The 9,363-nt window shown below is 68.5% G+C and carries 11 protein-coding genes and 1 tRNA gene; 7 read left to right on the top strand and 5 right to left on the bottom strand.

The annotated features are described in order from the left end of the window. Positions 1-138 precede the first annotated feature (138 nt). From F4Y45_11450 to recR, 3 genes are read left to right on the top strand one after another with little or no spacing between them, the layout of a single operon-like run. Positions 139-327, top strand: coding sequence for a hypothetical protein (locus tag F4Y45_11450; GenBank protein MXY25123.1), 189 nt, complete (start codon positions 139-141; stop codon positions 325-327). A 2-nt stretch (positions 328-329) separates the two neighbouring features. Beyond that, positions 330-635 (top strand): YbaB/EbfC family nucleoid-associated protein, encoded by a 306-nt coding sequence (locus tag F4Y45_11445; GenBank protein ID MXY25122.1) that lies wholly within the window; start codon positions 330-332, stop codon positions 633-635. Then, entirely contained in the window at positions 632-1,228 is a 597-nt protein-coding gene (recR, locus tag F4Y45_11440) for a recombination protein RecR (protein ID MXY25121.1), read from the top strand. The genes F4Y45_11445 and recR overlap by 4 nt, the downstream gene beginning before the upstream one ends. Before the next feature lie 9 nt (positions 1,229-1,237). Here the strand turns inward: recR and F4Y45_11435 are convergent, their stop codons facing one another. Beyond that, entirely contained in the window at positions 1,238-2,959 is a 1,722-nt protein-coding gene (locus tag F4Y45_11435; protein ID MXY25120.1) for a DUF2064 domain-containing protein, read from the bottom strand. A 65-nt stretch (positions 2,960-3,024) separates the two neighbouring features. Here F4Y45_11435 and F4Y45_11430 point away from each other — a divergent pair, with 65 nt between their 5' ends. Together F4Y45_11430 and F4Y45_11425 are read left to right on the top strand one after the other, a co-directional pair. After that, positions 3,025-3,633 carry a DUF4203 domain-containing protein gene (locus tag F4Y45_11430; protein MXY25119.1) on the top strand — a complete coding sequence of 203 codons (609 nt, stop codon included), beginning with the start codon at positions 3,025-3,027 and terminating at the stop codon, positions 3,631-3,633. A gap of 125 nt (positions 3,634-3,758) precedes the next feature. Then, positions 3,759-3,834 (top strand) — tRNA-Asn (locus F4Y45_11425). A 294-nt stretch (positions 3,835-4,128) separates the two neighbouring features. On the opposite strand, the gene F4Y45_11420 is transcribed toward F4Y45_11425, so the two are convergent. Then, on the bottom strand, positions 4,129-4,677 hold the full coding sequence (locus F4Y45_11420; GenBank protein MXY25118.1) for a hypothetical protein: 549 nt from the start codon (positions 4,675-4,677) through the stop codon (positions 4,129-4,131). A 115-nt stretch (positions 4,678-4,792) separates the two neighbouring features. After that, on the bottom strand, positions 4,793-5,566 hold the full coding sequence (locus tag F4Y45_11415) for an IS110 family transposase (protein ID MXY25117.1): 774 nt from the start codon (positions 5,564-5,566) through the stop codon (positions 4,793-4,795). Between F4Y45_11415 and F4Y45_11410 the strand changes: the two genes are divergently transcribed. Both F4Y45_11410 and F4Y45_11405 read left to right on the top strand, forming a co-directional pair. Next, the gene (locus tag F4Y45_11410) at positions 5,532-6,161 is read left to right on the top strand and encodes a hypothetical protein (GenBank protein ID MXY25116.1); all 630 of its coding nucleotides are present in this window, start codon (positions 5,532-5,534) and stop codon (positions 6,159-6,161) included. The two genes, F4Y45_11415 and F4Y45_11410, sit on opposite strands and share 35 nt — an antisense overlap. Beyond that, positions 6,145-6,705 carry a nucleotidyl transferase gene (locus tag F4Y45_11405; protein ID MXY25115.1) on the top strand — a complete coding sequence of 187 codons (561 nt, stop codon included), beginning with the start codon at positions 6,145-6,147 and terminating at the stop codon, positions 6,703-6,705. Before F4Y45_11410 ends, F4Y45_11405 begins: the two co-directional genes overlap by 17 nt. 169 nt (positions 6,706-6,874) lie before the next feature. Here the strand turns inward: F4Y45_11405 and F4Y45_11400 are convergent, their stop codons facing one another. Continuing rightward, positions 6,875-7,297 carry a DUF1801 domain-containing protein gene (locus tag F4Y45_11400; protein ID MXY25114.1) on the bottom strand — a complete coding sequence of 141 codons (423 nt, stop codon included), beginning with the start codon at positions 7,295-7,297 and terminating at the stop codon, positions 6,875-6,877. Positions 7,298-7,336: 39 nt separating this feature from the next. Next, a complete protein-coding gene (locus F4Y45_11395) occupies positions 7,337-9,310 on the bottom strand; it encodes a tetratricopeptide repeat protein (GenBank protein MXY25113.1) in 1,974 nt (657 codons plus the stop codon). Positions 9,311-9,363 lie beyond the last annotated feature (53 nt).

The following is a 9,363-nucleotide window of genomic DNA, read 5'->3' as shown; positions in this document are numbered from 1 at the left end:
GCGCCGGACGGCGGAGGGGCGGAGCGCCGGTTGGCCGGGGGCCGGGTGGCTGGGAGCGGATCGCACCGGCCGGCAACGCCACCGCCGGCTTCGCCAGGGCGCGCGGCGGGATCCGGCACGACCGCCGCGGAGACCTCCGTGCAGGCACGCTCCGACGCGCCGAGGGCGGGTGCGGACGCCGGCGCCCGGGAAGCGGATGCGGACGCCGGCGCCCAAGATGACGAAGGCGCAGAGGAACTGCGGGCCAGGGTGAGGGAGAACGCTGCGGTGAAGGCGATGCTGGAGGTGTTTCCGGCGGAGATCACCCGTATTGAGAAGATCTCATGAACATTCAACAGGCACAGCAGATGATGAAGCAGGCGCAGCAGATGCAGGAGCGCCTGCAGCGCGAACTGGCCGAGGCCCAGGTGGAGGCTACCGCGGGCGGCGGCATGGTGACGGTCGTCATGAACGGCATGAAGCAGGTCCGCTCGATCACGATCGATCCGGAGGTGGTCTCGAAGGACGACGTCGAGATGCTGCAGGATCTCATTGTCGCGGCGATCAGTGACGCGCAGCGGAAAGTGGACGAGGAAGTCGGCGGCCGGATGCGCGGGATGATGGGGGGGCTCGGCATCCCGGGATTGACCGGATGACCGAGGTCCGTCCGCTGCGCGAGCTGATCGACCAACTGCAGCGGTTGCCGGGCATTGGCGCCAAGGGTGCGCAACGGCTGGCGTTTCATCTGTTGCGTCAGGCACGGTCCGACGTCGAGGAGCTGGTCGAGGCGATCCGCAACGTCAAGGAGCAGATCACCTACTGCTCGACCTGCAACAACATCACTGACGCCGACCCCTGCTACTACTGCACGCACGACGGGCGCGACCGGAAGGTCATCTGCGTCGTCGAGGAGCCGCACAACGTCAGCGCCGTGGAGCGGACCAGGGAGTTCAACGGCGCCTACCACGTGTTGATGGGAGCACTGTCGCCGCTGCAGGGGGTAGGGCCGGACGAACTCCGCATCAAGGGCCTGCTCGACCGTGTCCGCAACGGTAGCGTGGAGGAAGTCATCATCGCCACGAATCCGAACGTCGAAGGGGAGGCGACCGCCATCTATCTGGCCAAACTGCTCAAGCCGATCGGCCTGCGCGTCACGCGGATCGCCATGGGGCTTCCGGTCGGCGGCGACCTCGAGTATGCCGACGACGTCACCATCCACAAGGCGATGGAAGGCCGCCGTGACCTGTGACGGCCGGGATCAGCCGCCGGCGCGGCGCAGCGCGGATAGGGCCGCGGCGGTGGCCGGGGCCGAGGCGTCGCCTTCGAGGTCGCGCTTGAGGCGGGCCAGCCCCGCGGCATCGTCGACGTCGTACCACGGCGCCACCTGATCCATCGCCACGCGCGCCGTTTCGGCGGCGCGCAAGGTGTCTTCAAAGGCATCCGCGGTGCCCCAACGCACTCCGGTGAAGAGGTCGGGCAAGTCGCCGCCCGGCGGCGGGGCGGCCAGGCCGATCAGATAGTAGCCACCGTCTTCGGCCCGGCCGAGCACGGCGGGGGTGTCGCGCAGCATGCGCGCGGCGTCGGCGACATGCGACGCGGGGAGCGTCGGCAGGTCGGATCCGATCACGACGACGGAGCCGAACCCCTCCGCGAACAGATCGTTGAACAGGGCCCGTTCGCGTCCGCCGAGGTCGTCGCCCCGCTGCGCGATCAGCTCGGCGTCATCGATGCCTGCCGCGGCAAACCCGTCGCGTCCGCCCTCGGGCGCGTACGCCACCCATAGGCTGACCCCGTCGAGCGTGCGGCACGCCGCGACGGTATCGGCCAGGAACGCGGCGTACAGGCGGCGCCGGTCCGCTTCGTCCGGCACCACGTCGCGCAACCGTCCTTTCGGTGCACGGGGGCCTTCCGGCGAGCGCGCCATGATCGCGACAGCGACGCTGTCACGTCCCCGTGTCGCCACGGCCCCCAACTGCGCGATCGACAACCCGCGCCGCACAAGGAAGGCGACGCCGACCGCGGCCCAGACGAGCATCCGGCCCTTCCGCACGATGGCGAGGGTGACGCCCGCCGCGGTGCCGAACGCCAGCAGTTCCGCCAGCATGCCGGTTCCGGCTTCATCGACGCCGAACCGCAGCGGCACGAACTTGAAGACGACGTTGACGAAGCGGTTTGCGGCTTCGAAGACGAAAGCCTCGACGAGGGTCGGCGGACGCCCTCCGATGATCGACAGGACCACCCAGACCTCGACCATCGACAGCAGGGGGAAGGTCACCTCGAGGCCGCCCAGCAGCAGGACGCGCCGCCAGTCGCGGGGATAGTCGCGGTGCAGGTGCGATTCCAGACGCTTCACGCGGCGTGCGAGCCGCCCCAGGGCTCCGGTCCCCGCGTCGAGGCGGAGCAGGCTGAGCGTGGCGCTCGCGACGGGAATCCTCCGCCAGAGGATCCAGTGCGCCGCCGCGACGCCGGCGGTCAGCAGTCCCACGACCGCCACGCCGGCGCGCCAGTCGGATTCCGGGGGCCGCACGATGAGCAGCAGCGCCGCCGCCCCGGCTATCAGCAGCACGACGATGGACAGCGTGTAGAAGAGCGTCTCCACCGCGAGGGCCGGGAACGTACGGTTGATTGGCGCACGGTCCGCGAGGCAGGCGGACTTGGCCGGCTCGCCGACGACGACGCCGAACGGCGCGAGGTTGCCCACCGCGTCCCCGGCGATGAAGGCGGGCAGGACGTCGCGCAGCCGCAGTCCGTGACCGGGCGGCATGCAGCGGATCCAGGCGATCGAGCGGACGGCAAACCGCATTCCCGAAAGCAGCAGCACGAGGCCGAACGCCCAGCCCAGGTTGCGGACCCCGGCCGCGATATCGGCGACGCCGGCCTGGCGGACGAAGTACCAGAAGAGCGCCAGGCCGCCTGCCGCGGTGAGCAGGCCGACGACCATCCGGTAGCGTGGAGCTGCGGCGGGTGCGGGTGGCGTCATCAGTGGCGGATCGGCAGTCAGCCGCGAAGAACGCCTGGGGTGGTGGCTGTCATAATCAGCCGATCATGCCGTCCGTGTCGCTCCAGCTGCCCGTGGCCGTCATTCTACTTGGCGGCGGGCTGGTAGCGACCCTCGCCGGCTACCGGCTGCTGCGGGCGCTGCTCGCCCTGTACGGGTTCGTGGCCGGCATCATCATTACGCCGCTGATCGCCGGAGACCTTGCGGCGTGGGAATTGATCGCCGCCACGGTTGCCGGCGGCCTGGTGGGGGCGGGGCTCGCCATCGGTTTCTACCTGGCCGGCGTCGCCCTGTTGGGCGCCGGACTCGCCGCGTTCATCCTGAACCTGGCGATGGAAGGAGATCCCGACGTCAGGGTGCTCCTGGCCACGAGCGTCGGCGGAGCGCTCGTGATGTTGCTGGTGCGTCACTATGTACTCATCGCCGCCACCGCGTTTCTCGGTGGCTGGACGGCCATCGTGGGCGGCATGGCGCTCGCGGGGAACGAGGCGGCGGTCACTGCCACAACCGGTGATGTGACGCAGCTCTTTCCGATGGTGCCGATTGACGGCCACGCTCCGTTCGCCATCGGCTGGCTGGTTCTGGGCCTCTGCGGCGCGCTCGTGCAGTTACGTACGCGCAGCCGCGTGCGGGCTCGCAAGGCTGCCAGGAGTTAGCGTCCTTGCGGGTGGGCAGCTCCCACGCGGCGTTAGGCGCGCCGTCACGCCGTCACGCCGGGCCGTAGGGCGGCTCGTGCTATGATCCGTTGCTTGTGGCGCCCGCGGCGCCCGGCACTGGGTGTTCCTCAGTAGCTCAATTGGCAGAGCATCCGGCTGTTAACCGGAGGGTTGCTGGTTCGAGTCCAGCCTGAGGAGCCAACTCTCCTTCTCGTCCGATCCCCTGAAGTACCGAAAACACCTGCAAATGTTGGGTGTTTCGCCGACGCACAACCTCGCCGGCGACGCCATCGACGGCGCTCTGCCGTCGCTGCCGGCTGTCAAGATGGCAAGGCCGACGTTCATCAGGCGAACGGCGCTGGCACCGGAAAGGGCCGCTTCCCAATCCCACGCTGGCGCGGCTGAATCTGAGTTGCTCGATGGCGGTCAGGGTTTCCGCAAACGTCGGCATGGCCGGTGGACCTGATGGAACCCGGTTGCCGAATTCGTCGCCTCTCAGAACTGGTACGCCGCCAGCACGACCGGATGTATGTGCACCGGCAGGACCATCGTGGCCCCGTACCGGAAACTAAACCTCTCCGTCACGGCTCGCGAGGAGAGCGCCTCCAGAGCCACGTAGTGCGGTCCCGAGCGGTAGTTCTCTGCGGTGATTCCCTGCCCGTAGCGCACGGTCTCGCTTACCCGGCCCATCCCGCCGCCGAATCCGACGTGCAAGGCCGTCTTCTCCGTGCTCGCGACCCTGTAACGCACAGTGACCTGGACGTACGTCGGCCAGCGCCGTTCGACAACGGCGGACTCGTCCGGCCTGTTCGAGCCGATGCCTACGAGGACGCGTCCGGCGATGCCCCACCGGTCGCTTAGCCAACGCACCACCCGCGCGTCGACCGTCGGCACCGACGGCAGCTCGATCATGTCGCCAAGGGCGATGGCGGCGTGGAAGCCACCGCCAAGCTCGACCTCGTTCCGCGGCTGCGCGGCGGTCGGGCTAACCGCCGCGCCTGCGACGAGCAGCGCTGCTGCACCGTGTCGGATTGACCGTGTCATGCGTGTCTCCCCCTTCGCTGTACGGAGTGCGCAGAACACTCCTGAAACGGCTCAGTGGGATCCGGCCGCAGCACTCGAAGCAGTGCGTCTCACCGCCAAGGCCGGTCAACGACAATTATTCTTGCCGGTCGTCCTTCGCGCCAGACGGCGAGATGCGATCCCGGAAGCGGTCGAGCTGCTTCGGGTTGATCGGGTGGACCGCGAAGCCCCGCTCCATAAGGCTCTCGACCACCGGACCGCGCGGCACCTTTATCGCCACGCCGACCGCGGCCGCCTCGCTGTCCGTCACCGACAACAGCCAGTCCGCCATCGCCGACAGCCCCTCGCCGCCATGCTCGAACGCCCGCTCGCCGATCACCTCTCCGTCGGCGTCAACTACGCACGCCTGGTGCTTCTGCGTACCCCAGTCGACACCGACGAACCACTTCAGCTTCAACCCGCACCTCCTTGTCTGTAGTGGACCGACCGGGCGCGCCAACGATGCCTGCCGGGGCCTGTACTGGCGCTCTGCGGCGCTGAACGACAACTGCCGTGCAGTCATCGTGTCGACGTCGGAGGCTCGATGCAGGTGGTCCGTGGCGAGCCAACCACCACCGGGAGCGTCGACGGCCCGCACCCTTGCGCGTGTCCCGCTCAGGCCATCGTCTGGACTTCGATAGGCCGTTGTGGGATTCTGCCTGGACTGGGAGGCCTCCGCGAAACCATCACTGGCAAGCGCGTCGCATAGCGGGGCGAGAAGGCGCACGATGACCGGACACCGCCCGCGGGGAGAGCTGGTCGAGGAGACGTTCACCCCAGAGCAGCTCCGCCGGCTGGACGATCTGGCACCTACCCGCCGGGAGATTGACCGCTTGGTGAACGAGGCGTACGAGGAGGCGACCGAGCGCATGGTCGGCCACCGGCAGAACCCGCCGCGGGTCACGTTCGATGACCTGACGGCCGACTTCACCAGCGACCAGTGGGCCGAGCTGGAACGTCTGGTCAACGAGCTGCTCGACGAGAAGGGCGTTCACGAGCTGGCTGCAGCCGCGGACATGGAGATACCGCCGTTCGAGCGGCCGAATACCTGGACCGACGACGCTCCGTTCACGGTGGTCGCCTACACCGAGGGCATACGGGAAGGGTGGCCGGAGTCGGACATCGAACGGTGGATCGTGTGCGGCCTGCCGCGGGACTTCAACGTCCTGAACGCGGCGCAGCAACGGGCGGCGCTGACGGAGCGGGTGCCGCTGACGAACACGAAGTGGGATGCGCTGCTGGCCGCGATGGTGGAACACGTGGCGTGGCTGCACGGGCACGAGCGGCCGGCGTGGGTGGACGAGCCGGAACGGTTCCTCGAGACTACCTGGGTTCTCTCCCCGATCCCGTCGGGCCGGATGGAGTCGCTGATGTACGCGCCGGCCGCGTTCCTGCGGCACGGTGCGATCCCGGACCCGCGGGACCTCGACAGTCGAGGGGGAGAACGGTATGAGTGGACCCCTTGACCGGGAGAGACTCGTCAAGCTGTTCGACGAACTGTCGGCCGAGTTGCGGTTCAGCCGGACACGCGCGCAGATCTACATCGTGGGCGGGGCCGCGATGAGCTTGGCGTTCGACCGGGAACGGACGACGAGAGACGTTGACGCCCGGATCGATGCGGGGCACCCCCGGCTGGTGGAAGCCGTGCGCAAGGTCGGCCGCCGGCACGGCTTGGGCGACACGTGGCTCAACGACGAGGCGACGACTGCAACCCCGCGGGCGGCGGATGGACGGGCGGAGACGGTGTACCAGTCTCGGCACCTGACGGTGACCGGCGCGTCGGCCAAGCACCTGTTGGCGATGAAGCTGCTGGCGGCGCGAGGCAAGGACCGGGAGGACATCGCTGTGCTGTGCAAGCACTTGGGACTGAAGCGTCCGGAGGAGGCGCTCCGGATCTACCGGGACCTGTTCCCGGACGAGAAGATCAAGAACCGGGCGCGCGAGTTTCTGGACTTGGCGTTCCGGTGGAGAACACCGGGACACGAACGGGACGCGGGACCGAGCCGGTGAACGGGGCGCTCGGGCGTCACAACTGTCGGAAGAACGCGGCGCGTCGCGTGGTAGTGTGGGTGGGATAACTGGAGGGCTCGTATCTGTAACCTGTTTATAATGTTATACTTACAGGGTTAGTTCGAGTCCAGCCTGAGGAGCCGCTTTTCTGTTGTTGGACTGCCGGGCGCTACCAGCCGTACTGCCCCTTCGAGACCTTCGCGAACGACTCTCGAACGAGTTCCCGGAGTACCGCCAGGTCCACGTCCTCCAGCTTGTTGATGTAGAGGCATGACCTGCCGGTCCTGTAGCGGCCGAGCCTCTTCATCAGCGCGTCGTGCCGGTCGAAGCCGGTCATGATGTAGACGGTGAGGTTCTGCTTGCGTGGCGACACCCCGGTCGCCATCCAGTCGCCCTCGCGGCCGGTGGCGTACTGGTAGTGGTAGCTGCCGAAGCCGATGATGCTGTCGCCCCACATCGCCGGCGCCTCGCCCGTGGCATCGGCCATCAGGTCGACGACGGCGCGGCAGTCCTGACGGCGCTTCTCGTTCTCGATCGCGTCGAGGAAGGCCCCGACGTCCGCCTTGTTTTTCTTCGTCTTGAGCTCGGCCATGCTTCCCGTATCTCCCTGTCGGCCAGCGTGGATATCGCGTCAACGCGGCTGCGGCGTACCGGCGCCAGCCCCTTCCAGCCGTTCGGCCTCGGCCAGATGATGTCGGGCGCCGGCCGCGTCTCCCAGTTCCTCGAGAGCGACGGCCAGGTTCCGGTGCGCCAGCGCCCCGGCGGGGTCGAGACGGACGGACTCCCGAAAGGCGTCAGCCGCCTCGGTCATGCGGCCCATGGAGCCGAGCGCCATCCCGAGGTTGTTCAGCGCCTCGGCGTCCTCCGGCCAGGAGGCGAGGGCCTGGCGAAACTGCTCTTCGGCTTCCGTGTACCGGCCGAGCGCGAGCAGCGCGTTGCCGAAATTGAAGCGGAAGTCTCCGCGTCCCGCATCGCCGGCCAACGCCTCTTCGTAGTGCGAGATGGCGCTGCCTGGATCACCGCTGGCGGCGAGCGCGCTTCCGAGGTTGCTGTGCGCCTGGGCGTAGGCCGGGTCCAGCGAGAGCGCGCGCCGGTACAGATCGATGGCGGTCGCCAGGTCGCCTCGTTCGCGGTATGCCGTCGCCAGGTTGTTGTAGCTGGTGGCGCGCATGCTGGCGGTGGCGAGCAGCGGCCAGTTGGCGGCGACCGCGGTGACGAGGACGGCGGCGGCGACAAGTGGCGCGCGCGGCATCGTCGTCCGTCCCCGCGCGACCTGGATCACCTGGTCCACACCGGCTACCGCGAACAGGATGGCGAAGGGCGCCAGGGGAAAGCGATAGCGCGCAAAAACGTAGAACGCCACGACGCTGGCCGCGTAGAAAACCGCCATCAGGTAGAGCGGCAGCAGCCGGCGCCGCGCCGGCCAGGTGACGGCCATGCCCAGCGCGGCCAGGGGAATGAGCACGCCGAAGTGCGTCAGCCAGCCCAATGCGGCTAGTGACGTCGAGTATTCCGCATGGGCGTACTGGCTCTCGGTGTCGATTACCTCGACTGCGTTCACGGTGAGGGCGGCCTTGCGGCCGAGGAGCCGGATCCAGCGCCCCGGCGCCGCCGTCACGTCGTCCACCACGCGTCCGACCCAATAGCCGGATACCTCGCCCGGCGTGAGACTGCGGCCGAGCGCCGCTTCGGCCAGTTCGGTCGCGTCGTCCCGTTCAAAGAGCGGATCTCCCCGGCCGTACCGCAGGGCCCGATAGGTGCCGTCCGATTCCGCGTTGTTCCCGATATAGAGGTTGGGCCCAAGCTGCGACGTCGTCAGGTGCCATTCGCCGCCGACGTAGGCGTTGCGTGCCGCGACCGGCGCCAGCATGGCCGCGACCCCCGCGGCGATCAGCGCCGCGGAGCGGATCCAGTCACTCCGCTCGCTCCTTTGCAGCCATAGCCACGGGACGAGCGCCGCGATCAAGACCAGCGCGTTCTCCCGGGTCAGGCAGAGCGCTCCGAGCCAGAGACCGATCCCGATCCAGATCCGTCCGGGCGTTTGCCCGTCCAGCGTCCGGCTGACGAGCCAGAGCGCGCCGGAGAGCAGGAAGAGGTCGACCACTGACTTCTGAACGGTCGCGTCGACGAAGATGGCCGGCGCGTAGAACGCGAGCACCAAGCCCGTGGCGACGCCGACGCGCCGGTTGAAGAACCGTCCGGCGGCGGCCGCCAGCAGGACGCACGAGCCGGCGCCGAGCGCTGCCTGGCAGATCCGGACCATCGTTATGTCGGGACCGAACAGCGAGTAAACGATCCCGAGCAGGTACGGGTAGAGCGGCGCCTGATAGAAGATGTCCGAGCCGAGCCAGTTCCCTCCGGCGATGTCGCGCGCCCACCGGTCGTAGCCCGCTGAATCGCCCATCAGAAGGTCCGCGAAAGGTGACGCACCGAGCTGCCATACATGGATCAGGCGGATGGCGAGCGCAGTGGCAAAGATGGCGGCGAGCGTGCCGGAGCCTACCGTTTGCGGCCCGACCGGGCCTGGCGACGGCGGCCGAACCGGTGCCGGCCGGCCGGGCGTTTTATCGACTCCCCCGGCCCGGCGGCGGCTCCTTTTGCCCATCGCAGGGGTACGGTAGCATGGCCATTAGCAACTGCCAGATCCCGTTTTCGATC

The organism is Acidobacteriota bacterium (genome assembly GCA_009838525.1).
Taxonomy (GTDB): domain Bacteria; phylum Acidobacteriota; class Vicinamibacteria; order Vicinamibacterales; family UBA8438; genus VXRJ01.
Note: the sequence above shows the minus strand (reverse complement) of the source record. Positions and strands in the feature narration are given on the sequence as shown.